Origin of the sequence: Massilia phyllosphaerae (genome assembly GCF_034659755.1) — a bacterium.
Taxonomy (GTDB): Bacteria; Pseudomonadota; Gammaproteobacteria; order Burkholderiales; family Burkholderiaceae_D; genus Telluria; species Telluria phyllosphaerae.
Window position 1 is genome coordinate 450,540 of the sequence record NZ_JAXSQX010000006.1, and the last position, 22,357, is coordinate 472,896.

19 protein-coding genes are annotated in these 22,357 nt (G+C 66.6%); 7 read left to right on the plus strand and 12 right to left on the minus strand.

The window, feature by feature from the left end:
* Positions 1-97: 97 nt before the first annotated feature.
* On the minus strand, positions 98-775 hold the full coding sequence (locus tag U1H99_RS23235; protein ID WP_323144075.1) for a UPF0149 family protein: 678 nt from the start codon (positions 773-775) through the stop codon (positions 98-100).
* Between the two features lie 115 nt (positions 776-890).
* Positions 891-1,937 carry an alpha/beta hydrolase gene (locus U1H99_RS23240; protein WP_323144076.1) on the minus strand — a complete coding sequence of 349 codons (1,047 nt, stop codon included), beginning with the start codon at positions 1,935-1,937 and terminating at the stop codon, positions 891-893.
* Between the two features lie 228 nt (positions 1,938-2,165).
* Here U1H99_RS23240 and U1H99_RS23245 point away from each other — a divergent pair, with 228 nt between their 5' ends.
* Together U1H99_RS23245 and U1H99_RS23250 are read left to right on the plus strand one after the other, a co-directional pair.
* The gene (locus tag U1H99_RS23245; RefSeq protein WP_323144077.1) at positions 2,166-3,185 is read left to right on the plus strand and encodes an SrkA family protein kinase; all 1,020 of its coding nucleotides are present in this window, start codon (positions 2,166-2,168) and stop codon (positions 3,183-3,185) included.
* A 118-nt stretch (positions 3,186-3,303) separates the two neighbouring features.
* Positions 3,304-6,033: a coiled-coil domain-containing protein gene (locus U1H99_RS23250; protein WP_323144078.1), complete on the plus strand. Its 2,730-nt coding sequence runs from the start codon at positions 3,304-3,306 to the stop codon at positions 6,031-6,033.
* Between the two features lie 163 nt (positions 6,034-6,196).
* On the opposite strand, the gene arfB is transcribed toward U1H99_RS23250, so the two are convergent.
* From arfB to U1H99_RS23275, 5 genes are all read right to left on the minus strand, one after another.
* Complete coding sequence (gene arfB / locus U1H99_RS23255) at positions 6,197-6,595, minus strand: alternative ribosome rescue aminoacyl-tRNA hydrolase ArfB (RefSeq protein ID WP_323144079.1); 399 nt, start codon at positions 6,593-6,595, stop codon at positions 6,197-6,199.
* Positions 6,592-7,587 (minus strand): CE1 family esterase, encoded by a 996-nt coding sequence (locus tag U1H99_RS23260; protein ID WP_323144080.1) that lies wholly within the window; start codon positions 7,585-7,587, stop codon positions 6,592-6,594. The genes arfB and U1H99_RS23260 overlap by 4 nt, the downstream gene beginning before the upstream one ends.
* Positions 7,588-7,680: 93 nt before the next feature.
* The gene (locus U1H99_RS23265) at positions 7,681-8,085 is read right to left on the minus strand and encodes a DUF8785 domain-containing protein (protein WP_323144081.1); all 405 of its coding nucleotides are present in this window, start codon (positions 8,083-8,085) and stop codon (positions 7,681-7,683) included.
* 112 nt (positions 8,086-8,197) lie between these two features.
* Positions 8,198-8,773, minus strand: a complete 576-nt coding sequence (locus U1H99_RS23270) for a TerD family protein (RefSeq protein ID WP_323144082.1) — start codon at positions 8,771-8,773, stop codon at positions 8,198-8,200.
* Between the two features lie 32 nt (positions 8,774-8,805).
* On the minus strand, positions 8,806-9,843 hold the full coding sequence (locus U1H99_RS23275; RefSeq protein WP_323144083.1) for a DUF475 domain-containing protein: 1,038 nt from the start codon (positions 9,841-9,843) through the stop codon (positions 8,806-8,808).
* 145 nt (positions 9,844-9,988) lie between these two features.
* Here U1H99_RS23275 and U1H99_RS23280 point away from each other — a divergent pair, with 145 nt between their 5' ends.
* The 3 genes from U1H99_RS23280 to U1H99_RS23290 all read left to right on the plus strand — a co-directional run bounded on the left by U1H99_RS23280 (position 9,989) and on the right by U1H99_RS23290 (position 14,995).
* Positions 9,989-10,408, plus strand: coding sequence for a divergent PAP2 family protein (locus tag U1H99_RS23280; protein WP_323144084.1), 420 nt, complete (start codon positions 9,989-9,991; stop codon positions 10,406-10,408).
* A gap of 199 nt (positions 10,409-10,607) precedes the next feature.
* Positions 10,608-11,741, plus strand: coding sequence for an efflux RND transporter periplasmic adaptor subunit (locus U1H99_RS23285; RefSeq protein WP_323144085.1), 1,134 nt, complete (start codon positions 10,608-10,610; stop codon positions 11,739-11,741).
* A 14-nt stretch (positions 11,742-11,755) separates the two neighbouring features.
* Complete coding sequence (locus U1H99_RS23290) at positions 11,756-14,995, plus strand: efflux RND transporter permease subunit (protein ID WP_323144086.1); 3,240 nt, start codon at positions 11,756-11,758, stop codon at positions 14,993-14,995.
* 263 nt (positions 14,996-15,258) lie between these two features.
* On the opposite strand, the gene U1H99_RS23295 is transcribed toward U1H99_RS23290, so the two are convergent.
* From U1H99_RS23295 to U1H99_RS23315, 5 genes are all read right to left on the minus strand, one after another.
* On the minus strand, positions 15,259-15,717 hold the full coding sequence (locus U1H99_RS23295) for a hypothetical protein (protein ID WP_323144087.1): 459 nt from the start codon (positions 15,715-15,717) through the stop codon (positions 15,259-15,261).
* Between the two features lie 267 nt (positions 15,718-15,984).
* Positions 15,985-16,983: an NAD(P)H-hydrate dehydratase gene (locus U1H99_RS23300; RefSeq protein WP_323144088.1), complete on the minus strand. Its 999-nt coding sequence runs from the start codon at positions 16,981-16,983 to the stop codon at positions 15,985-15,987.
* Between the two features lie 24 nt (positions 16,984-17,007).
* On the minus strand, positions 17,008-17,742 hold the full coding sequence (locus U1H99_RS23305; RefSeq protein ID WP_323144089.1) for a histidine phosphatase family protein: 735 nt from the start codon (positions 17,740-17,742) through the stop codon (positions 17,008-17,010).
* Between the two features lie 200 nt (positions 17,743-17,942).
* Entirely contained in the window at positions 17,943-19,343 is a 1,401-nt protein-coding gene (locus U1H99_RS23310; RefSeq protein WP_323144090.1) for an L-cystine transporter, read from the minus strand.
* Positions 19,344-19,594: 251 nt separating this feature from the next.
* A complete protein-coding gene (locus tag U1H99_RS23315; RefSeq protein ID WP_141828738.1) occupies positions 19,595-20,629 on the minus strand; it encodes a 5'-nucleotidase in 1,035 nt (344 codons plus the stop codon).
* Between the two features lie 234 nt (positions 20,630-20,863).
* Here U1H99_RS23315 and U1H99_RS23320 point away from each other — a divergent pair, with 234 nt between their 5' ends.
* Positions 20,864-21,097 carry a hypothetical protein gene (locus U1H99_RS23320; RefSeq protein ID WP_323144091.1) on the plus strand — a complete coding sequence of 78 codons (234 nt, stop codon included), beginning with the start codon at positions 20,864-20,866 and terminating at the stop codon, positions 21,095-21,097.
* A 10-nt stretch (positions 21,098-21,107) separates the two neighbouring features.
* Positions 21,108-22,313, plus strand: a complete 1,206-nt coding sequence (locus tag U1H99_RS23325) for a DUF2325 domain-containing protein (RefSeq protein ID WP_323144092.1) — start codon at positions 21,108-21,110, stop codon at positions 22,311-22,313.
* Positions 22,314-22,357: the final 44 nt, after the last annotated feature.

Below are 22,357 nucleotides of genomic sequence, written 5' to 3' on the forward strand. Positions count from 1 at the left end.
AAACCGGGGTCAGAGCCCAACCGTCAAAACCGGGCTCTGACCCCTACGCCAACTCTACACCCGGGTCAGAGCCCACCCCGAGAACCGGGCTCTGACCCTAGCCGCAGCATTTCTTGGATTTCTTGCCGCTGCCGCAAGGGCAGTTGTCGTTGCGGCCGACCTTTGGCTCCTCGCGCTTCACGGTCTCGACCGCGCCCTTGCGGCGCGGCAGCCAGAAGCGGTAGATGCCCGGCAGGTTGGCCTCGATCTCGAGCGCCAGCTTGTGCACCTTGCGCGGGTCCTCGACTTCGGCCAGTTCCTCTTCCTCGATCTCGTCGGCGCCCAGCAGGTAGATCGGGCGCATCAGCGGGCCGGCTTCCGATTCCCAGACCGGGTTCCAGGCGTCGGCGCGCAGCTCCAGGCCTTCCCAGAAGCCCCAGCACCAGCCTTCGGGATCGATTAGGGTCTCGCCGTCAACCTCGTGCTCGACGTACAGCGGCTCGAATTCCTTGGGTGAGACTTCGAAGGTGATCAGGATCTCGTTCATGAAGCGCATGATCAGGTTGACGATGCGCTGTTCTTCCTTCGGGTTCTTCCATTGGGGCGCGGTCTTGTCTTCGCCCCACACGCGCGGCAGCCATTCGGCCGGCATGATGGTTTCCGGACCCACGGCGACCGCGGTCAGGTAGCCGTGCAGCGTGTCCAGGGTCATGGCGTCGTCGGCGCAGCGCTCGGACAGCAGGAAGTTGTCGAGGTCGTCGAATTCTTTTTCGGAAAGGGGTTGTTCGAGGTTCATTATTGCGTGATGTCGGTGCGTTGAATCCGCAAGTGTAACGCTTGCGCCCGCGGATGGGCATAAAAAGCGCATCCCATCCGCGGCGCTGCTGCTGGTTGATGCTAGTTGATACTAATTAGTGCTTGGCTGCGAAAGCCTTCTTCAGGGCGTCGGCGGCGTACTGCTCGGCATCCTTGGCCTTAGGCTCGACCGCGCCCATGCCGAAGAATTCGTGGGTCACGCCGTTGTACAGCTTGTAGTCGACCTTGACGCCGGCCGCCTGCAGCTTGTCGGCATAGGCCTTGCCTTCGTCACGCAGCGGGTCGATCTCGGCGGCGATGACGGTTGCCGGCGGCAGGCCGGTCAGCGTCGCGTTCTTCAGCGGCAGCGCGTACGGGCTCTTCGGGTCGCCGCCGTAGTGCTTGAAGAACCAGGCCATCATCGGCTTGTTGAGCGGCTTGGCGTTGGCGTTCTGCTGGTACGACGGACGGTTCATGTCGTTGTCGACCACCGGGTAGACCAGCAGCTGGTGCACCGGCATCTGCGCCTTCTTGTCGCGCGCCATCAGCGAGACCACGGTCGCCAGGTTGCCGCCGGCCGATTCGCCGCCGACCGCCACCCGCATCGGGTCGCCGCCCCATTCCTTGGCGTGCTGCAGCGTGTAGGTGTAGGCGGCGTAGGCGTCTTCCGGCGCGGCCGGGAATTTATGCTCGGGAGCGCGGCGGTAATCCACCGAGACGATGATGGCCTTGGCCATCTTTGCCAGCGCGCGCGGCGAGGCGTCGTACACCTTGGTGTCGGCGATCACGAAGCCGCCGCCGTGGTAGTACATCATCACCGGCAGCGGACCCGAACCCGCGCCGTCCGGCACGTAGACGTGCAGCGGGATGGTGCCGCCGCCATTGGCCGGGATGTTCAGGTCCTTGACGGTCACGCCCGGCTCCGGCGCGGTGCTTTTCTTCATGTCGGTCAGCACTTTCTTGACGCCGTCGGCCGGGGTCGGCTGCAGGCGCGCCTGCTCGGGCGACAGGGTCTCGATCGGCTTCGGTTTCAGCGAGGCCTGGGCATCCAGCACTTTTTGCATGGCTGCATCCGCCTTCGGCGGCTGGGCCGCATCCTGGGCGGCGGCGAAGTTGCAGGCGAGGGCGGCGGCGAGCGCGGTCAGTGGGAGCGCTTTGTTCATGGTTGTTCTCCTTGTGGGGTTGGTTATGCCATGAAACCGCAGACGGGCTGGACAGTTCGGTGCGTCCACGCACCTAGCGGCTGCAATGATTGCTGTTTTCGTCATTATTTTTGGGTGGGGCCCGCGTCGATGTGCGTAGAAGCCGCATTTCTTGCCAATTTAGTGGATTAAATTCGTCAAATCGTGCCTGCCGATGCGCAGCGGCGTCACCCGCCTTACAATGTCAACATGGATATTCAGCTTGATAATCAACCGCCGGACGGTCGCGATGGCGGCCATCCGTTCTCCCGGCTCGACCCGCAGATGGTGCTCGAGGCCGTCGACAGCGTCGGTCTGCGCGGCGATGGCCGCCTGCTGGCGCTCAACAGTTACGAAAACCGCGTCTACCGCGTCGGCCGCGAAGAAGGCCAGCCGGTGGTGGTCAAGTTCTACCGCCCGGAGCGCTGGAGCGATGCCGCCATCCTCGAAGACCACGCCTTCGTGCAGGAACTGGCCGACGCCGAAGTGCCGGTGGTGCCGGCACGCATGCTCGAAGGACGCACCCTGCACGGGTTCGGCGGCTTCCGCTTCGCCGTGTTCCCGAGCCGCGGCGGACGCGCCCCCGAGCTGTCCGATCCCAGCACGCTGGAATGGATCGGGCGCTTCATCGGGCGCATCCACGCGGTCGGCGCGGTGCGCGCCTTCACCCAGCGTCCGGCGCTGAACCTGGATACCTTCGGCCGCGAACCGCGCGCCTTCCTGATCGGCCACGGCTTCATCCCGCCGGAACTGCTGACCGCCTATACCAGCGTGCTCGACCAGGCGCTGGACGGCGTCGCCCGCTGCTTCGAGCGCGCCGGCAGCATCGAGCACATCCGCCTGCACGGCGACTGCCATGCCGGCAACGTGTTGTGGACCGGCGACGGTCCCCACTTCGTCGACTTCGACGACAGCCGCATGGGGCCGGCCGTGCAGGACCTGTGGATGCTGCTGTCGGGCGACCGTCCCGAGATGGTGCGCCAGCTCGGTGACGTGCTGGCCGGCTACGAGGATTTCCGCGAATTCGACCCGCGCCAGCTGTACCTGGTGGAAGCCTTGCGCACACTGCGCCTGATCCATTACTCGGCATGGCTGGCAATGCGCTGGGATGACCCGGCCTTCCCGGCGGCGTTTCCGTGGTTTAATACTCAACGTTACTGGCAAGACCGCATCCTGGAACTGCGCGAGCAGGTGGCGCTGATGGATGAGCCGCCGCTGTGGCCGGTGTGACCCAAACGCCGAATTGGCAGGGGTTTACAGTTCAGCTCAGCGTGACGGCATCGGTGCGCATCCTGCATAATCGTAACAAGGCCCAGTCCGGGGCCAGAATCACAAACACGAGCCCGCCATGACCGACCGCCACGATCCACCGCATGACGCTACCGCCCAGGACGACACCGATTTCACCATCGACCTGAGGCCGGCTGCACCGATGCCGCCCGCCGCCGCGCCGGCGGCGCCGGTCCAGACTCCGGTGGCGGCTACATCCGCGCCGGCAGCGGAGCCGGCGGCAGCCGAACCGCAGCGCGAGCAGCTGGAAAAGCGCGCGATCCAGGAAGGCATCGCGCGCGTGGAAGCCGAAGCCAAGGCGGCGGTGGCGGCCGAGAACCGTGCCCATGCCGAGGCGCGCGCCCGCAGCCTGGCCGAGGAGCGGGCCGCGATCGACGCCCAGGCCGCGGCCGCCGCGCTGGCCAATGCCCAGGCATCGGAAGAGGCGATCGAAGCCAACCGCGATCGCATCGAAACCCTGCGCGCCGCCGCCCGCGCCGCGGCCGAGCGCCTCGATGCGATGCGCCAGGAAACCGCCGAGCTGCGCGCACGCGTGCAGTCCGACACCGAGATCCGCCTGGCGGCCGAAGCGCGCCTGCGCGCCGCCGACGAAGCCCGCAAGCGGGCCGAGGAACAGGCCAGGGCGGACGCCGAGCTGGCCCTGCGCGCCGTTCGCGAAGCCGAGGAACTGGCCCAGCACACCGAACAGGCGCGCCTGCAGGCGGCCGAACGGATGGCCGCCGTGCATGCGGCGCGCGAAGAAGTGTCGTACAGCGCCAGCGCCGATGCCCGGGTGGCGATCCTGGCGCGCGAACGCGAGCGCGCCGAAAAGGCCGCGCGCCAGACCGCCGAGAAACTGGCCGCCGCCGAAGCCGAAGCGCTCGACTTGGCCCTGGCGCGCGAGCGCGCCGACCAGGTGGCGCTGGCCTCGAGTTTTGCACGCGCCGCCGCCGAGGCGCGCGCGCTGGAAGAAGCGCGCGCGCTGGCCCATATCGAGCAGGAACGCGAAGCGATCGCGCTGGCCCAGGCCGCCTCCGAGCGCACCGCCGCCCAGTCGCTGCGCATGCGCCTGGAAACCGAAAAGGAATTGCGCGACGCCGCCATCTACCGCGAGCGGCTGGAACAGATGGCCGAGGACGGCGCCCAGGCGCGGCGCGATGCCGAAAGCCGCATCCTGGCCGCCACCGAGGCGCGCATCGAGGCCGACCGCAAGCTGCGCGAGGTGGCGCTGGAGCGCGCCCACGCCGAGGAAACCGAGGCCCAGCAGTCGCAGGCACGCCTGGCCGCTGAACGCGAAGCCGCCGAAGCGGCGCGCCTGCGCGCCAGCGCCGACGAGCACGCGCGAGAGGCCGCGCTGCGCGAAGCCGAGGAACACGAACGCGCGCGCCGCCTGGCCGAGCAGAGCACGGTGCAGAGCCTGGCCCAGGCCGAAGCCTTGGCGGCGGCCAACGCTGCTGGTGAAGCCGCCCTGGCCGCCGCCACTGCCGATGCGGAAGCGGCACTGGCTGCTGCCAATGCCGGCGCCGAGCAGGCCGTCGCCGCGGCTACCGCAGCCGGGGAACAGGCGCTGGCCGCTGCCACCATGGCCGGCGAACAGGCGCTGGCCGCCGCACGGGCCGCTGCGGACGAGGCGCTGGCGGCAGCCACCGCCGCCGCAGACGAATCCCTGGCTACTGCGACCGCCGCCAACGAAGCGGCGCTGGCCGCCGCCGGCGCGCTGGCGGAAACGCAGCGCCAGGCCGCCGAGGCGGCCCAGGCGCGCGCAGCCAGCGCCCAGGCGCTGCTCGACGCCGAGCGCGAGCGCCTGCGCCTGGAGCAGGAAGCGCACGATGCCCAGCAGGACCGTATCGAAGCCGAGCGCATGCTGGCCGCCGCGGCCCAGGCGCGCATCGCCGCCGACGAAGAGCAGGCGGCACTGGCCCGTGCCCAGTTCGAGGACGAGCAGCGCGCGCTGGAAATGCGTCAGGCCGCGCTCGACGCCCAGCGTGCCGCCGCCGCCCACGCTGCCGAACGCGCCGCGCACGAGGAGGCGCTGGCCGACGCCGAGCGCGCCCAGGCCGAACGCATCGCCGCGGAAGCCCGCGCCGACGCCGAGCGCCTGGCCGAACTGACCCGCAGTGAAGAAGCCCAGGCCGCCGCCCGCGTGCGTGCCCAGGCGGCGCGTGCGGCCGAGGTGGCGCGCGCCCAGTCCGAGCGTGCCGCGGCCGAAGAGCGCCAGCAGCGCATGGCCGAGGAAGTCGCCGGCGCCGAACGCGAAGCGGCGGATGCCGCGCGCAAGGCGCTGGCGCTGCTGGAACAGAAACTGTCGGCGCAGCGCCAGCAGGCCGTGCTTGACGCCCGCGCCAGCGAAGCGGCTGCAGCGCGCATGGCGTCCGAACGCGCTGCAGTCGCCGCTGCCGAGGCGCGCGCCAAGGCGGAAGAGGAGAGGGCGGCGCTGGCCCGCGCGCGCGAACTGGCCGAGCAGGCCGCCGCCCAGGCAGCGGCGGAAAAGCGCGACGCCCAGCGCTCCCTGCTGGAACACGCCCAGCACGCCGCCGACATGCAGCGCAAATCGCTGGAAGCGACGCGTGAGATGGCGGAAGCCAAGCGCCGCCTGGTCGAGCTGGAAGCCGGCCGCCAGGACGAGCAGGTCGCCGAACTGGGCGCGCTGCGCAGCCAGATCGAGGCGCGCCAGGCCGAAGCCAAGCAGCGCGCCGAATCCGAAGACCTGGCGCGCGAGGTGATCGGCCGGTTCTCGACGCAGCCGTCGGCGGCGCAGGCGGCGGCCAGGCTGGCGGATGCGGTGGCAAGGCAGCGGAACAATAGCTGAGCAATGGCGGGCCACGCAATCAGCGCGAGGCCCGCGCCAAAACCGTCGCCCCTGCGAAGGCAGGGGCCCAAGTTATATGCGCTGACGTAAGGCTTGCAAACTTGGACCCCTGCCTGCGCAGGGGCGACGTTTCAAGTGACGGGGCCGACGTGAGCGTCGCTGATTATTCTGCGACCCGGCCCCGCAACGCCTTGATCCTCCCCGCCCGCACCTTGCCCTCCACGCGCCGCCGCTGCGACCCCAGGGTCGGCCGCGTCGCCTTGCGCGCCTTCACCACGATGCTCGCCTGATCGACCAGTTCCTGCAGCCGCCGCAAGGCATCTTCCTTGTTGCGCTCCAGGCTGCGCGACTCCTGTGCCTTGACCACCACCACGCCGTCGCGCGTGATGCGGCCGTCGTGCATGGCCAGCAGCCGTTCCTTGACGGCGTCCGGCAGCGACGACGCCTTGACGTCGAAGCGCGCATGCACCGCGCACGACACCTTGTTGACGTTCTGCCCGCCCGGCCCCTGCGCCCGGATCGCGATGAACTCGACCTCGGCAGGATCGATCGCCCTGGTCATGGCTTGATCTGCGCGCGCTTGTCGCGGAAGAAGATCCAGGCTTCTTCGGCCAGGTCGACGTCGCGGTTCATGTTGCCGACCAGCTTGCGCAGCCACCACGGCAGCTCGTCGTTCCGCGAGGCGGGCACGTGGCCGCCACCGTCGATGCGCAGGAATTCGACCTGCACCCGCGCCGGATCGTGGCCCCAGACGTAGCGCACGGCGGACGTGGGGTCGGCCGATTGCAGGTGCGGGATGCGGAAGGATTGCGCCGCTTCCGGAAAGCCGGCCAGGCGCCGCCAGACCGCCACCGATTCCTCGGCGCCGATGCCGGAGCCGCGTTCGCGCAGTACCCAGTTGCCGACCTTGCCGCCGCCGTAGGGCATGACCGGGTCGGCGGTGCCGTGCGACACGAACACCGACACCGGCGTGACCGGCGCCTTGCAGCGGCTCTGGGCCGGCATCAGCGCGCTCTGCACGCCGATCGCGGCCAGCCGCGGCGCCAGTTCGATGGCGAGGCGGTAGGCCATGGCGCCGCCGTTGGAACTGCCGAACACGTAAATACGGTCGGGGTCGGCGCCGAGGCGGGCGACGGCGGTGTCGATCAGCTCGGCGATGAAGCCGACGTCGTCGCTGGTGGTATTGGTGGGAGCGTCTGCGCGGCAATCGTTCCAGGCGCGCTTGCCGTTGCGGGCCTTGCTGCCGTCGGGTGCGATCAGCATCACGCGCTCGCGCTCGGCGAGGCGGATCCAGTCTTCGGAGCGGTAACCGGCGATCGAATCCATGCCGATCATCATCTCGGCGCTGGAACCGTTGCCGTGCAAGAGGATGACGAGCGGGCGGTTGCTGCTTGCCAGTTTATCCGGCTGCACCACGAGATAGTGGCGCAAGCCCTCGGGCCGCGTCAGGCTGAACTCGTCGATCGTCGATGCGCGCGCAGCCGGCATCACAGCCGGCACTGCGGCCAGCATGCAGGCTGCCAGCGCGGCCGCGCTCGCCATCCGTACCTTCATATGCCACCTTTCTTTTCTACAAGCAGCATATGGTGGCACAATGTTTCCAACTTGTCATGTTGCGCACGTGCGAACGTACGCCGGCGCCGCGGATTACATGCCGCTCGGCGCCACCGGATTGCTGCCGCCGACCACCGCCTTGTCGACGAAATACGAGGTCTCGCCGAAGCAGCTGGTCGGGATGCCGACGTGCTGCGAATAGCTGAGCTGCACGCGCTGGCCCATGGCCGACTGCAACTGGCGCACCACGGCGTCGTCGCGCACCGTGAACGCGAAGCGCTCGGGGATTGCCCCCGGCATGCTCGACAGCAGGATCTCGCCCTCCCAGGTCTTGCACAGCCAGCCTTTCTTCGACAGCTTTTGCAGGTAGCCGGCACGTTCGCCTTCGGAATACGACCAGCTCAGCACGGTCCAGACATACAGCGCGCACAGCGCAGCTGCGATCACGAGGATGGAAGCGATGATGAGGCCGGGGCGGCGCGGGCGGGTGATCGGCATGGTCGTGTTCGATTTCGATGATGGGATGAGCTGTACGGACAACAAGGGCGCGCCCATCATTACCGATGGGCGCGCCCTTGTCAAAAGATTCAACCGGTGAAACGTGCGAGGTTTACACGTTGACGCCGAACGAGCGCGCCAGCGGCCCCAGGCCGCCGTTATAGCCCTGGCCGACGGCGCGGAATTTCCACTCGCTGCCGTAACGGTAGAGTTCGCCGAAGATCATCGCGGTCTCGGTCGAGCTGTCCTCGGACAGGTCGTAGCGCGCGATCTCGCGTTCGCCGTCCGCGTTCAGGCAGCGGATGAAGGCGCGGCTGACCTGGCCGAAACTCTGGCGGCGCTGGTCGGCTTCGTGGATGGTGACCGCGAACACGACCTTCTCGACGTCGGCCGGCACCCGGGTCAGGTCGATCTCCAGGCGCTCGTCGTCGCCTTCGCCCTGGCCGGTGCGGTTGTCGCCGGTGTGCTTGATCGAGCCGTCGGTCGAGCTCAGGTTGTTATAGAAGATGAAGTCGGCGTCGCCGCGTACCTTGCCATCGCCGCGCAGCAAGAAGGCGCTGCCGTCGAGGTCGAAGGTGGCGCCGTCGGTCGCACGCGGATCCCAGCCCAGGCCGATGATGACCTTTTTCAGGTTCGGATCTTCCTTGGACAGGTTGACGTTGCCGCCTTTTTGCAAACTGATTGCCATCGCGATTCCTTTCAGGTGTTATAGGTTGCGGCTCAGGTACCCTGCAACGCCGCGCGCCGCTTCCAGCGCACGGACGACCACAGCGATACCAGGATGAAGGCCACGCCGGACAAGCCGGTGAACCATTCGGGGATATGGTACTCGACACTGGCGAACATGATCAGGGCCAGGATGCCGATCGCGTAGTGGGCGCCGTGTTCGAGGAAGACGAATTGTTCCAGCGTGCCCTTGTGCACCAGGAAGACCGTCAGCGAACGCACGAACATGGCGCCGATGGCCAGGCCCAGCATGATGATGACGACATCCTTGGTGATCGCGAAGGCGCCGATCACGCCGTCGAAGCTGAACGATGCGTCCAGCACTTCCAGATACAGGAAGCCGCCGATGCTGCCCTGCGAGATGATCTTGCCCACCGATGGATCGGATTCCTCCTCTTCGAGCAGGCCGCTGAACCAGTTGACGCCGACGTACACGAGCACGCCGATGACGCCGGCCATGAGCACCGCCAGCTTGCGCTCTTCGGGCATCAGGCTCATGCAGCCGAACACGGCCAGCAGAGTCAGCAGGATGGCCAGTCCTTCGCTGCCGTACTTGCCGATCTTTTCTTCGATCCAGCCCAGCCAGTGAAGTTCCTTTTCTTCATCGAACAGGAAGTTGAGGAAGACCAGCAGCAGGAAGGCGCCGCCGAAGGCCGCCACTTCGGCATGCTTGGAAGTCAGGTTGCGCGCATACTCGTCGGGGCTGTTGACCGCCATGTGCCAGACGTCGACCAGCCCGAGTCCGGTCGCGACCGAGACGATCAGCAGCGGGAACAGCAGGCGCATGCCGAACACGGCGACCAGGATGCCGATCGTCAGGAACAGCTTGCGCCAGAAATCGTTCCAGTTGCGCAGCACGGAGGCGTTCACCACCGCGTTGTCGAACGAGAGCGAGACTTCTAGCACACCCAGCACGGCGGCGATCCAGAGCGCCTGCAGCAGCCCGGCGCTGCCCCCGTGGTCGTATCCCCACCATGCGGCCAGCGCCAGCAGGATTGCCGTGACCACGAACGACAGCTTGAAATGTTGCATCCAATGACTCCTTGTCGGAAATACCACACTGGACTGCAGTTTAACCGCAACTCCGGCCACGGCGGCGCATCGGATGTCGCCGTGGGCAAGGGCTTCTGCGATAATTCCGCCCGGAATTGACTCTGTACTATTTACTGGATAACACATGGACCTGACATATCTGCTGACCCCCGTGCTGACCTGGCTGGTGGTCGGCCCGATCAAATTTTTGATCACCAGCGCGCGCCAGCGCCGCTGGGCTTTCGACCTGGTCGGCAACGGCGGCTTTCCCAGCAACCACAGTGCCACCGTCACCAGCATGGCGACCCTGATCGCCCTGCGCGAAGGCATGGGTCACCCGGCCTTCGGTGTCGCCGTGACCCTGTGCTTCATCGTGATGATCGACGCCAACAACCTGCGCCGGCACGTGGGGCGCCAGGCCGCGGCGATCAACCGCCTGGCGGCCGGCCAGGCCGGGCACAAGACCCTGCGCGAACGCATGGGGCATACCCTGGTGGAGATCGGCGGCGGCATCGTCACCGGCATCCTGATGGGCAACCTGGTCTATCACCTGTTCGTCAAGTGACCGCGGCGCGGGCGTTCTGTCGCGTATTTTGAACGCCCGCAACTGCAGTTCATCCCCAAAATCCGCAGTTCATCCCACGAATTCCACGGTTTGCCTGACCGTGATTGACGCTCAAGTCGGCCTCGCCGATACTGCCCGCTGGCTTTTTGTATCCAACTATTCCAATAAATAACGAGTCCAATTCTCGGGAGATCCACCCATGCTGCGCAAAACCCTGATCGTCCTTGCCCTTGCCTCGGCGCTGTCTGCCTGCGGCAAACCCGGCGCGGACGCCGCCAAGCCCGATGCCAACAAGCCGGTGCAGTTGCTGGTGTCGGCGGAAGACGTATTGACGGTGCAGAGCGATGCGCTCGCATCCGGCCCGGTGATCACCGGCTCGATCCAGCCGGAACGCAAGGCCGACCTGCGTGCCGAAGTCTCGGCCGTCGTGCTGCAGGTGCTGAAGGAAAACGGCGACCCGGTCAAGCGCGGCGACGTGCTGGTCAAGCTCGACGAAACCTCGATCCGCGACAGCCTGCTGTCGGCCGAGGAATCGCTGCGCGCCGCCACCCAGGCGCTCGACCAGTCGCAGCGCGCGCTGGAGCGCTCCAAGACGCTGCGCGCCTCCGGCATGACCTCGGCGCAAGCGCTGGACGATGCCGAAGTGCGCCGCAATTCGGCCCAGAGCGAAGTCTCGGCGGCGCGCGCGCGCCTGGCGACGGCACGCCAGCAGGTCGGCCGCACCGTGGTGCGCGCCCCCTTCGACGGCATCGTGTCCGAGCGCAAGGTCTCGAACGGCGACACCGCCTCCATCGGCAAGGAACTGCTGAAGGTGATCGATCCGACCAGCATGCGCTTCGAAGGCCAGGTCTCGGCCGACAAGATCGCGTCGGTGAAGGTCGGCCAGCCGGTCCTGTTCCGCGTCAACGGCTACGGCGAGCAGCAGTTCAGCGGCACCGTGCGCCGCATCGATCCGTCCGCCAACGACGTCACGCGCCAGGTCGAGGTGCTGGTCGGCTTCGCCGGCGGCAACCAGCCGCGCGTATCCGGCCTGTATGCGGAAGGGCGTATCGATGCCGAGGTGGCGGACGCGCTGACCCTGCCGGAAAGCGCGCTGGTGAGGAACGGCGACAAGACCTATGCCTGGAAGGTCAAGGGCAATGCCCTGGTCAAGGCCGACCTCGGCGTGGGCGCGCGCGACCCGCGCACCGGTAATTTCGAGATCCGCAACGGCCTGGCGGCCGGCGACACCGTGCTGCGCCACCCGGGCTCGAACTTGAAGGATGGCCAGAAGGTCGAGATGGCGGCGGCCAAAGTCGCCAGCGCCGGCAACGGCGCGGCCCAGGGTAAATAAAGGATAGCGCCGCCATGTTCCTGTCCAATTTCAGTGTCAAGAAGCCGATCGCCACGCTCGTGCTGATCATCGGCATGATGTGCATGGGCCTGATCGCCCTCAGCCACCTGCGTGTGAACCAGAACCCGGACGTCGAGATCCCGATCATCGTGGTCAACGTGCCGTACCCGGGGGCGTCGCCGGAAACCAACGAACGCGAGATCATCGAGCGTCTCGAAAAGCAGATGCAGGCGATCACCGGCGTCACCGAGGTCAATTCCTACGGTAACGAAGGCAGCACGACCATCGTGTTGCAGTTCGACTTCAAGCGCAACCTGATCGAAGCCTCGGACGACGTGCGCAACGCCATCGCCTCGGTGCGCTATAAATTGCCGATCGAGATGCGCGAACCGATCCTGCAGCGGGTCGATCCGTCGTCGCAGCCGATCATGAACCTGTCGCTGTCGTCGAGCGGCCAGAGCCTGGCCGAGATTTCGCGCCTGGCCGAGGACCAGCTGGCCGATCGCTTCCGTGCCATCGACGGTGTCGCCAACGTGCAGGTCAACGGTTCGCTGCGGCGCGAGCTGTCGGTGCTGCTGCACGCGGCCAAACTGCGTGAGTACAATGTGTCGGTCAGCGAGGTCACCAATGCCCTGAGCCGCCAGAACACCAACGCGCCGGTGGGCAAAGTACGCAGCGAGCTGGACGAGAAGGGCATCCGCCTGGTCGGCCGCATCGAACATCCGCAGGACTTTTCCCAGATCGTGGTCAAGCGCAACGGCGACACCATCGTGCGCCTGAACCAGGTGGCCGACGTCAAGGATGGTTTCGGCGACATCAACAGCGTGTCCATGCGCAGCGGCAAGCCGAACGTCGGCATCCAGATCATCCGCTCGCGCGAAGCGTCCACGGTCTCGATCGCCAAGAAGACCCGCGAGATGGTCGCTGAGATCCAGAAGGAACTGCCTGCCGGCACCAAGCTGGAAATCACGCGCGACGGCGGCGACGAAGCCCAGCGCAGCCTGAACAACGTGATCGAATCGCTGGTGCTGGGCGCCGGCCTGACCATCTTTGTCGTCTACGCCTTCTTGAATTCCTGGCGCTCGACCCTGATCACGGCGCTGTCGCTGCCGACCTCGGTGATGGCGGCCTTCATCGCGGTCTGGCTGTGCGGCTTCACGCTCAACTTCATGACCCTGCTCGGGCTGTCGCTGGCGATCGGCGTGCTGATCGACGACGCCATCGTGGTGCGCGAAAACATCGTGCGCCACATGGAAAACGGTGCGGACCGCCGCACCGCGGCCCTCGAGGGTACCGCCGAGATCGGCATGGCGGTGGCCTCGACCACCTTCTCGATCATGGCCGTGTTCATTCCGGTGGCCTTCATGCCCGGCATTTCGGGCGAATGGTTCCGTCCGTTCGCGCTGACCGTGGCCTGCTCGGTGATCGTATCGCTGTTCATCTCCTTCACGCTCGACCCGATGCTGTCGGCCTACTGGGGCGACCCACCGGGCCACCACCATGCGCCGAAGAAGGGCATCGAGAAAGTACTGGCGCGCTTCAACACCTGGTTCGACCACCAGGCCGACCGCTACGGCCGCGTGATCGCCTGGGCGCTGCACCACCGCCGCTGGATGGCCGTCATCGCCCTCGGCAGCCTGGTCGCGGCGCTGGCCCTGCACGTGAACTTCGGCGGCTCCGCCTTCCTGCCGAAGATGGATGCCGGCCAGCTGGCGATCGAGGTGCGCACCCCGGCCTCGTCCTCGGTCGGCTATGCCAAGCTGAAGATGGAAGAGGCGGCCGCGCTCGCCCGCACCCTGCCGGAAGCCAAGGAAACCAACAGCAGCATCCAGTCGAGCGGCGGCCGCATCTACGTCGATATCGGCAAGCGCGCCGAACGCAAGCGCAGCGCCGCCGAGATCGCGGTCGAGCTGCGCCAGAAGATTTCTCGCCTGGTGGGTGCCGAGTACGTGGTCATGGATGAACTCAACGGCAACGGCAAGCCGGTGCAGATCGAGTTCACCGGCCCCGACACGCGCAAGCTGATGGAACTCACCAGCGCCTACATGGACAAGCTGCGCCAGGTCCCGGGCGCGGTCGACGTCACCTTGTCCCAGCAGGATCCGAAGGACGAACTGCAGATCGAACTCGACCGCGGCCTGTCGAACATGATGGGCATCTCGGTGGGCGACGCCGCCACCGCGCTGCGCGTGGCCTTTGCCGGCATCGAGGTCGGCGACTGGGTCGACCCGACCGGCGAGACCCGCGACGTGGCGGTGCGCCTGGCGCCGGAAGACCGCGTCGGCACCGAGAACATCGAACGCCTGCCGATCGCCGTCACCGGTACCAACACCATGGTCCCGCTCGACCAGATCGCCAAGATCACGATGGGCAAGGGGCCGTCGGCGATCGAGCACAAGGACGGCAAGCGCGTGATCACGGTCTCGGCCAACGTGCAGGGCCGCTCGAACGGCGAAGTGACCGAAGACGCCATGAAGCTGGCCAAGTCGATGGACTTCCCGCCTGGCTACGGCCTGTCGCTGGGCGGCGCCGGCAAGGACCAGGCCGAGCTGTTCCAGCAGATGACGATCGCGCTGGTGTCGGGCATCGGCCTGATGTACCTGATCCTGGTGATGCAGTTCGGTTCCTTCACCGCGCCGCTGGGCGTGATGATGTCGCTGCCGCTGTCGCTGATCGGCGTGGTGGTGGCATTGCTGCTGACCCACGGCACCCTCAACCTGATGAGCTTCATCGGCATCATCATGCTGATGGGCCTGGTGGCCAAGAACGCGATCCTGCTGCTGGATGCTGCCCGTTCGCGCGAGGCCGAGGGCATGAAGGGCAGGACCGAGATGACCACCGAGGAGCGCAACCGCCTGCGCGAGGAAGCGCTGATGGAAGCCGGCCGCGCGCGCCTGCGTCCGATCCTGATGACCACCTTCGCGCTGATCGCCGGCATGTTCCCGGTGGCGCTGGCGATGGGCGATTCCGGCCAGTTCTACCAGCCGCTGGCGATCGCGATCATCGGCGGCACCATCACCTCGACCCTGCTGACCCTGCTGGTCGTGCCAACCTTCTACGACAGCATCGAGATCGCACGCGACCGCATGGGGGCCAAGTTCCAGCGCCGCGCGGCGCGCCTGACGCCTTTGCCGGCCTTCGTGATGACCTTCATCGAAGCGATCCTGACCCTGACCTTCGGGCGCCTGCTGTTCCGCATGGTCATGCGCGGCATACGCTTCATTTTCCGCCGTGCACGTCCGGCGGCGGCATGATCGAGGGACTGGTTGCGTTAAGTAAGAGCCGGATGTAAAAAGGGCCTGCGTGTTGAACGCAGGCCCTTTTCTTTATAAAGCGCCGCCGAGGCGGCATGCACTAGGGCCGCATCTGCCGCGCCCAGTGCATGCAGCAAGGGCGAGGACGCAGTCTGTCGTAGCGCAGCACGACCGTTGCCAGCTAAATGGCTGGCAAAGCCGCTGCGGCTGGCAAAGCCGCTGCAAAGGGCCGTGATCGACCCTTTGCCGATGCGCCATGGCGATCAGCGACCGGTGCCCGAACCGCTGGTGCTGGTGCCGCCGGTGGAACCCGAGTTGGTGGTGTCGGCGCCGGTGCCGCTGCCAGCCGTGCCCGAGGTACCCGAGGTGCCCGAGCTGCCGCTCGTGGTGCCGGTGCCGGTCGTGCCGGTGGTGCCGCCCGTGGTACCGGTTGCGCCGGTGCCCGTGGTGCCGGTGCCGGTTGCGCCGGTGCCGGTATCGCCGGTGGTGCCGGTCGCGCCGGTCATGCCGCCGGTGGTGCCGGTTGCGCCGGTGCCGGTGCTGGTGTCACCCGTGGTGCCAGTGCCGCCGGTGCCGCTGGTACCCGACGTGGTCGACGGTGCGGTTGCCGACGTGTCGCCAGTGCCGGTGGTGCTGGTCGTGTCGTTTTTCTTGCAAGCGGCGAGGCTTGCCATCAGGGCTGCTGCGAACAGAATTTTCGATGCGTTGTTAAGCGTTTTCATTTGTTTTACTCCTCGTTCACGTCTATCTTGTGCCGCCGTCTCCAGGTGAGGCGCTGGAGGGTCGGTGGCGCCAGTTGGGTTCGCTTCCAGGCCAGACGGCATGGCTGCGGAACCTTAGGGAACCGACGCAATACGCGGCCCCGTTCGGTGCACGAATTCGACGGTATTAATTAGACCAGCACGCTGGTTGCCGGTTCGCCGAACTGCCCACCTCTTGCTTTATCCGCGATACGACATGCGGATTAGATAAGAGCGAACTTTTAATGTTCAACCCTTAACTTCCACCGGCGTGCTGCCGGATAGTCTGTCTGCCGGGGCGGCCTTGCCGCCGGCGGCTTGTTCGAGCAATGCAGGAATTTCTTCAGGCAATTCCCGCGCGAGATAACCCAATGTTCCCAAACGTTCCGCCAGGCGCACGCCGGCACGCGCATGCAGCGCCACGCCCCAGCTGACCGCCTGCGCCAGGTCGGCGCCGCGTGCCGCCAGGCCGGCAATGATCCCGGCCAGCACGTCGCCCGAACCCGAGGTGGCCAGCCCGACGTTGCCGCCTTCGTGCTGCCAGCAATCGCCGTCCGGCGTTGCGATCACGGTGCGGGCGCCCTTGAGTGCCACCACCGCGTTCCAGCGCTGCGCGGCTTCCAGCGCGTGGCGGTCGGGATCGTCCTGGATGGCATCCTTGTCGATGCCGGTCAGGTGCGCCATCTCGCCCGCATGCGGGGTTAGCAACACTGGAACGTTGAAGCGGAAAGGTGCGTTGACAGCGGCGCCGGCTTCCGTGCCGGCCGCGGCGTCCGGCGGCTGCAGGATCGCGCCCATGGCTTCGGCGTCTAGCAACACGCTGGTATTGCTGCCTTCCAGCCGCGGCAACAGCGCATGCACCAGGCGCGCGGTGGCGGCCTCGTCCTGCATGCCCGGCCCGACCAGGATGGCGTTGATCTTGTCGGCCAGCGGATCCAGCGCAGCAACGGCCTCGACCGTAAAACCGCCGGCCTCGTTCTCGGCCAGGCCCAGTACGCGTGACTCGGGAATGGCGAGCGCCACCAGCTGGGCCACGCTGCGTCCGGTGGCGATGGTCAGCTTGCCGGCGCCGGCGCGCATGGCGGCGGTGGCGGCCAGGATCACGGCGCCCGGCATTTCGCGCGAACCGCCGAGGATCAGCACGTGGCCGCGCACTTCCTTGTCGCCTTCGCCGGACGGAACGGGCAGCGGCCAGCTGCGCAGCAGGTTGTCGTCGATATCGCGCGCTCTGGCGTGGGTCTGCGTCATGGTGGGTGTCGGTGGGTGGGCGGATCAGGCCTTGGGTGCGGCAGGCATGTCCTTGCTGGCCGTGACCGGGGTGCCGGACGCTTCCAGTGGCGCGACGAAATTGATCAGCTTGACGGCCAGCTTGCCGCGCTTGCCGAGCGAGCGGTCGAATTCGTAGGAAGTGACCGAGCAGTTGGGCACGTCGCCGGCGCGGTCTTCGGCCAGGATGCGGGCCTCGTCCATGCGCTCGAGCAGGTAGCGGAAGCAGTTGACGATGACCTGGTGCGCCACGATCAGCACGCGTTCGCCGGCATACTCGCGGGTAATGGTGTCGAGCAGGCTGCGCAGGCGCAGGATGACGTCGCACCAGCTTTCGCCGCCGGGCGGCCGGAAATAGAACTTGCCGACGTGGTGACGCTGTTCGTGCAGGTCGGGAAACTGTTCGGCGATGCCGCGCACGGTCAGGCGGTCGAGGATGCCGAATTCCTTTTCGCGCAGGCGTTCGTCGGCGTGGATGGCGATCATCTCCTCGCGGTCCATGCCGGCCATGACCAGGTCGGCCGTCTGGGCGGCGCGCACGTAGGGCGAGTGCAGCACCACGGTCGGCTGGCGCTCGGGACCGAGGGCCGCGAACCAGCCGGACAGCGCCTGCGACTGGCGCACGCCGAGCTCGGACAGGGGCACGTCGACGTCGCGCTCGGCGATATCGATGCGCAATCCGGCGGCAGCTTCGGCGGCATCGCGCGCGACGTTACCCGCACTCTGTCCGTGTCGTACCAACCAGATTTCCTGAGGCCACTTCTGTTCCATCACCCGCCCGTTTGTTTTTTTGACATGGGGGCATCATAGACGGATTCTGCGGGAGCTCAGCGCACGATTCCGGCTGAAAACGTGTAACGAATTGTCGTGTAGGAGGGGGCTTACGGCGGACGTTCAGGCCATCAAGAATGCTTTCCTGATGGCCATGACAAAATGGGAATTCAGGCGACCAGCTGGTCGCCGTCGAGGTTCACTTCGGCGTCGCTGTTGAAGACTTGCACGTCGGTCTGCCCGAGCAGGCGGCTGGCGACGGTGCCGGCGGTGATCGAGCCGCTGACGTTGAGCGCGGTGCGGCCCATGTCGATCAGCGGTTCGATCGAGATCAGCAGCCCGGCCAGCGCCACCGGCAGGTTGAGTGCCGACAGCACGATCAGCGCGGCGAAGGTGGCGCCGCCGCCGACGCCGGCCACGCCGACCGAGCCGATGGTGACGATGCCGATCAGCGGCAGCAGGAAGTCGACGGTGAACGGATCGATGCCGACGGTCGGGGCGATCATCACCGCCAGCATGGCCGGGTAGATGCCGGCGCAGCCGTTCTGTCCCATCATCGAGCCGAACGAGGCGGCGAAGTTGGCGATGCCTTCGGGCGTCCCGAGGCGCCCGGTCTGGGTCTGCACGCTCATCGGGATCGAGCCGGCCGAGGTGCGCGAGGTGAAGGCGAAGGCCAGCACCGGGAAGATCTTCTTCACGTAGCGCACCGGATTCAGGCCGATGCCCGAGATGATCAGCAGGTGGACGCCGAACATCAGCAGCAGGGCGCTGTACGAGGCCATCACGAAGCCGATCAGGTGCAGGATGTCCTGCAGGCTGGAGCTGGCCAGCACCTTGGTGATCAGCGCGAACACGCCGAACGGGGTCAGGCGCAGCACCAGGGTCACCATGCGCATCACGATCACGTGGGCGACGTGGACGAAGTGGCTGAAGGATTCGAACACTTCCGGCTTCTTGCCGGCGATGCCGGTGGCGGAGACCCCGATGAAGATCGAGAACACGACGACGGCGATGGTCGAGGTGTTGCGGGTGCCGGTCATGTCGAGGAAGGGGTTCTCCGGGATGAAGGAGAGGATCATGTTCGGGATCGACAACTGCTGCGCGGTCGACAGCTTGCCTTCGAGGTAGTGGCCGCGCGCGATTTCGGCGGCGCTCGAGGTCAGTCCGACGGCGCTCAGGCCGTACAGCTTGGCCATCAGGATGCCGATCGAGGCGGCGATGGCGGTCGTGACCATCAGCGTGCTGATGGTCAGCGCGCTGATCTTGCCGAGCGAAGAGGCGTCGCGCAGCTTGAGGATGGCCTGGATGATCGAGACCATGATCAGCGGCATGATCACCATTTGCAGCAGCTTGACGTAACCCTCGCCGATCACCTTCAGGTATTCGTTGGTGGCGGCGATCACGGGCGCGCCGTTGCCGTAGACCGCCTGGAAGGCGGCGCCCAGCACGATACCCAGGCCGAGGCCGGTGAACACCCGCTTGGTGAAGGAAACGTGGCGCTGCTGCATGACATACAGCAGCACGCACACGGCAAGGGCAATCGCCAGGTTCAGGATCAGTTGAATGCTCATGGAAGCCTCAAAATTCGTTCCGGACGTCGTATATGCGTCTGAGAAATATAAAAACCGCATTTTATAACCAAACCCGTGTGTTTGCATGGGTTAAGCTTTTATAGCAATAAACGCGGCCAAGACGTCGCCTGGGCGCGGGATCGGGAGCAGGAATGGAGGCGGGCGGGATGGCAGCCGACGCGATGCCGGCACGGCCAGCTTGGAGGTGCGCGCCGCCGGCATGGTGCCGATGGCGGCGTAGGGGCAGGAGATCAGCCGGCGTCGACCTTGTCGAGCAGTAGCGGCGGTTCGCTGCCCATGTCGACCAGCGGCGCCGTTGCCGTAGGCGCATGCAGGTGCGAGTACAGCGGCGAGTCCGAGCGGTAGGGCACGCGGCCGGACGGCACGTGCTTGGCGGCCGGGTCGAGGTGCAGGTCCTGGTCGTCGAAGAAGATGTGGGCGCGGAAGGCCTTGACCACTTTGGTCTTCTGCACGCCGCCGAGGAAGAAGATCTCGTTGACGTACACGCCCCAGTGGCGCAGCGTATTGATCACGCGCATCTCGGCCGGGGCGCTGCGCGCGGTAACGATCGCGATGCGCACCGGCGACACATCGGCCCCGAACGGCAGTCGCTTCTGCAGGCTGGCCAGCTTGCGCAGCAGGATGGCGTAAGGACCGTCGGCCATCGGCTCTTTCTGCTTTTCGTTCTCGGTGGTGTGGAAGCGCTCGAGGCCCTCGGTCTTGTAGACCAGTTCGCTGGCATCGTCGAACAGCACGGCGTCGCCGTCGAAGGCGATGCGCACTTGGTCGTCGGGCGGCGCATCGCCGCCCTGGGGAGGCGCCTTCAACACTGCCGCGGCGGCCGCCTTGGCGTCGATCACGCGCTGGGCATCCTCGACGTTGGTGGTCAGGAACAGGTCGACCGCGAAGGCGTCCAGGTAGTCGACCACGGAATGGCCGCCGGTGAAGGCATGGCGCGAGATGGAGAGGCCGCGCGAGCGGATATTGTTGAAGACGCGCACCCCGGTCTCCGGGCTGTTGCGCGACATGACAACCACCTCGACCAGCGGCTTCGATTCCGACGGCGCGTAGCGGTTCAGGCCGAGCAGGGCGCGCACCAGCGCCATGCCGGTGCCGTCGCGCAGTGGCTCGTTTTCGCGTTCCAGCATGTAGGCGCGGTATTCGTCGAGCGCATTGTTGGGGTTTTTCGCGTATTTGGCTTTGTAGACGGCATCGGCTTCCGCCAGGTCGAACAGGGCGGTAGCGGAGATGCCGACCACGAGGGTCTCTGATAGGTCGAGGGGCATGGCAGCGATGAGGTCAGGAAATCGGTGGGTGTCGGATGGTAACCGACGGGCGGGTCGGATGAATGCGTGACCTCGTAAGAATATTCCTTTAGGAACGGGAGAGGGCGGGAGTGTCTCGAATTGTTGAGTTGCTGCAACTATGACTAGATGGCTTGCGATTTAATGATAATGATTCTCATTTACATAGGCGCCGAACTGGGGTAGAGTAAAACCGTCTCCTTACCGAGGGCTGCCATGACCACGTCTCATTCTTCCTGCAACTGCATCGTCCTGTCTTCCGGCCCGGCCGGCCAGGTGCTGGCCTGCCCCGAGTGTGGCACCATTCACCTGCACCTGTCCCAGCTCACGCTGCGCCTGGCACCTGACCGCTTCAGCGAGCTGAGCGTCATCGTCGCCAAGGCCCAGCGCCTGCTGGACGAAGCCCGTACCCAGCTGGCGGCCAAGGCCGAGCGGCCGGCCCTGCACTGAGGAGGCGGCCATGTGCGAACACACTGTCAAGGATAGCGGCCCGGATCAGATCGAGGCTGCCGGATCGCGCCGTCGGCGCCTGTGGGAGCTGCCGACCAATTGCCACTGCCCGCTGGTCGGCGTCTGCCTGCCGCTGGCAATGCTGCGCCGCCTCGTCAACAAGCTGCTGGTACGGCCGCTGGAAGGCGACGACTACGATGTCCACGTCTGGGCCGTACATGAATGCGCGAGCCGCAACCGCATGTCCGAGCTGCTGCAGCGCACCCTGGACGAGCGCTTTGCCACCGTGCTGCGCCAGTTCCGCGGCCTGCGCGACGCCGCCGCCCTGCACGCGGCCTGGCGCCAGGCGGTCGAACGCGGCGACGTCGCCGGTCCGTTCTGGGCCACGCTGACCCATCCACGCTGCGACCTGGCCATGGTCGAAAACGTGGTGCGCGACATGCACATGATCCAGCACCAGGCCGGCGCCAGCGCGCGGGTCGACATCCAGCGCTTCGAAGAACTGCAGAAGCAGAGCGCCGGCCTCGGCCGCGAACTCGACCAGACGCGCGACAAGGCCGCGCGCGCCGCCGACGCCCGGGCACGCGAGCTGGCCCGGCTGACTGGTGAGGCCTTGCAACTGCGCGCCGAACTGGCCCAGCGCGACAGCACGATCGAATCTCTGCGGCGCGAACTGGACGCGCTGCAGGCCGCGCTGCCGGACCTGCGCGACCGCGAGCGCCTGGCGCGCCGGGTCGAGGAACTGGAAGCGCGCGAACAGGCGCTGTCGGACAAGATGGCGCAGCTGCGCCAGCGCTTTGCGCGCGAGCGCCAGGAGGCGGCCGCGCCACTGCCATCGCCGTCCCCGTCGATGCCGCCTGTGCCTGCTGCTGGGTCCGAGCCGACGCTGGATCTGGCCGACAAGACCGTGCTGTGCGTCGGCGGGCGCAGCGGCAACGTGCCGAACTACCGCGACCTGCTGGAAAAGGAAGGCGCCCGCTTCATGCACCACGACGGCGGCCTCGAGCAGGCCAGCGAACTGCTCGACACCAGTCTGGCCGCAGCCGACCTGGTGATCTGCCAGACCGGTTGCATCAGCCACCAGGCTTACTGGCGCGTCAAGGATTTCTGCAAGCGCAACGGCAAGCGCTGCGTGTTCGTGGATAACCCGAGCACATCGAGTTTCTCAGTGTGCCTGCGCAAGGTAGCCATGCCGGTGGCGGACGGCGTGACCTGAGCTCTTGTCCGGTACGGCGATCCGCGCTGCATTGGACAGGTTCC

Excerpts from the sequence above, each read along its gene's own strand:
- U1H99_RS23235 (WP_323144075.1), bottom strand. The coding sequence starts at position 775 with ATGAACCTCGAACAACCCCTTTCCGAAAAAGAATTCGACGACCTCGAC.
- U1H99_RS23240 (WP_323144076.1), bottom strand. The coding sequence starts at position 1,937 with ATGAACAAAGCGCTCCCACTGACCGCGCTCGCCGCCGCCCTCGCCTGC.
- U1H99_RS23245 (WP_323144077.1), top strand. The coding sequence starts at position 2,166 with ATGGATATTCAGCTTGATAATCAACCGCCGGACGGTCGCGATGGCGGC.
- U1H99_RS23250 (WP_323144078.1), top strand. The coding sequence starts at position 3,304 with ATGACCGACCGCCACGATCCACCGCATGACGCTACCGCCCAGGACGAC.
- arfB (WP_323144079.1), bottom strand. The coding sequence starts at position 6,595 with ATGACCAGGGCGATCGATCCTGCCGAGGTCGAGTTCATCGCGATCCGG.
- U1H99_RS23260 (WP_323144080.1), bottom strand. The coding sequence starts at position 7,587 with ATGAAGGTACGGATGGCGAGCGCGGCCGCGCTGGCAGCCTGCATGCTG.
- U1H99_RS23265 (WP_323144081.1), bottom strand. The coding sequence starts at position 8,085 with ATGCCGATCACCCGCCCGCGCCGCCCCGGCCTCATCATCGCTTCCATC.
- U1H99_RS23270 (WP_323144082.1), bottom strand. The coding sequence starts at position 8,773 with ATGGCAATCAGTTTGCAAAAAGGCGGCAACGTCAACCTGTCCAAGGAA.
- U1H99_RS23275 (WP_323144083.1), bottom strand. The coding sequence starts at position 9,843 with ATGCAACATTTCAAGCTGTCGTTCGTGGTCACGGCAATCCTGCTGGCG.
- U1H99_RS23280 (WP_323144084.1), top strand. The coding sequence starts at position 9,989 with ATGGACCTGACATATCTGCTGACCCCCGTGCTGACCTGGCTGGTGGTC.
- U1H99_RS23285 (WP_323144085.1), top strand. The coding sequence starts at position 10,608 with ATGCTGCGCAAAACCCTGATCGTCCTTGCCCTTGCCTCGGCGCTGTCT.
- U1H99_RS23290 (WP_323144086.1), top strand. The coding sequence starts at position 11,756 with ATGTTCCTGTCCAATTTCAGTGTCAAGAAGCCGATCGCCACGCTCGTG.
- U1H99_RS23295 (WP_323144087.1), bottom strand. The coding sequence starts at position 15,717 with ATGAAAACGCTTAACAACGCATCGAAAATTCTGTTCGCAGCAGCCCTG.
- U1H99_RS23300 (WP_323144088.1), bottom strand. The coding sequence starts at position 16,983 with ATGACGCAGACCCACGCCAGAGCGCGCGATATCGACGACAACCTGCTG.
- U1H99_RS23310 (WP_323144090.1), bottom strand. The coding sequence starts at position 19,343 with ATGAGCATTCAACTGATCCTGAACCTGGCGATTGCCCTTGCCGTGTGC.
- U1H99_RS23315 (WP_141828738.1), bottom strand. The coding sequence starts at position 20,629 with ATGCCCCTCGACCTATCAGAGACCCTCGTGGTCGGCATCTCCGCTACC.
- U1H99_RS23320 (WP_323144091.1), top strand. The coding sequence starts at position 20,864 with ATGACCACGTCTCATTCTTCCTGCAACTGCATCGTCCTGTCTTCCGGC.
- U1H99_RS23325 (WP_323144092.1), top strand. The coding sequence starts at position 21,108 with ATGTGCGAACACACTGTCAAGGATAGCGGCCCGGATCAGATCGAGGCT.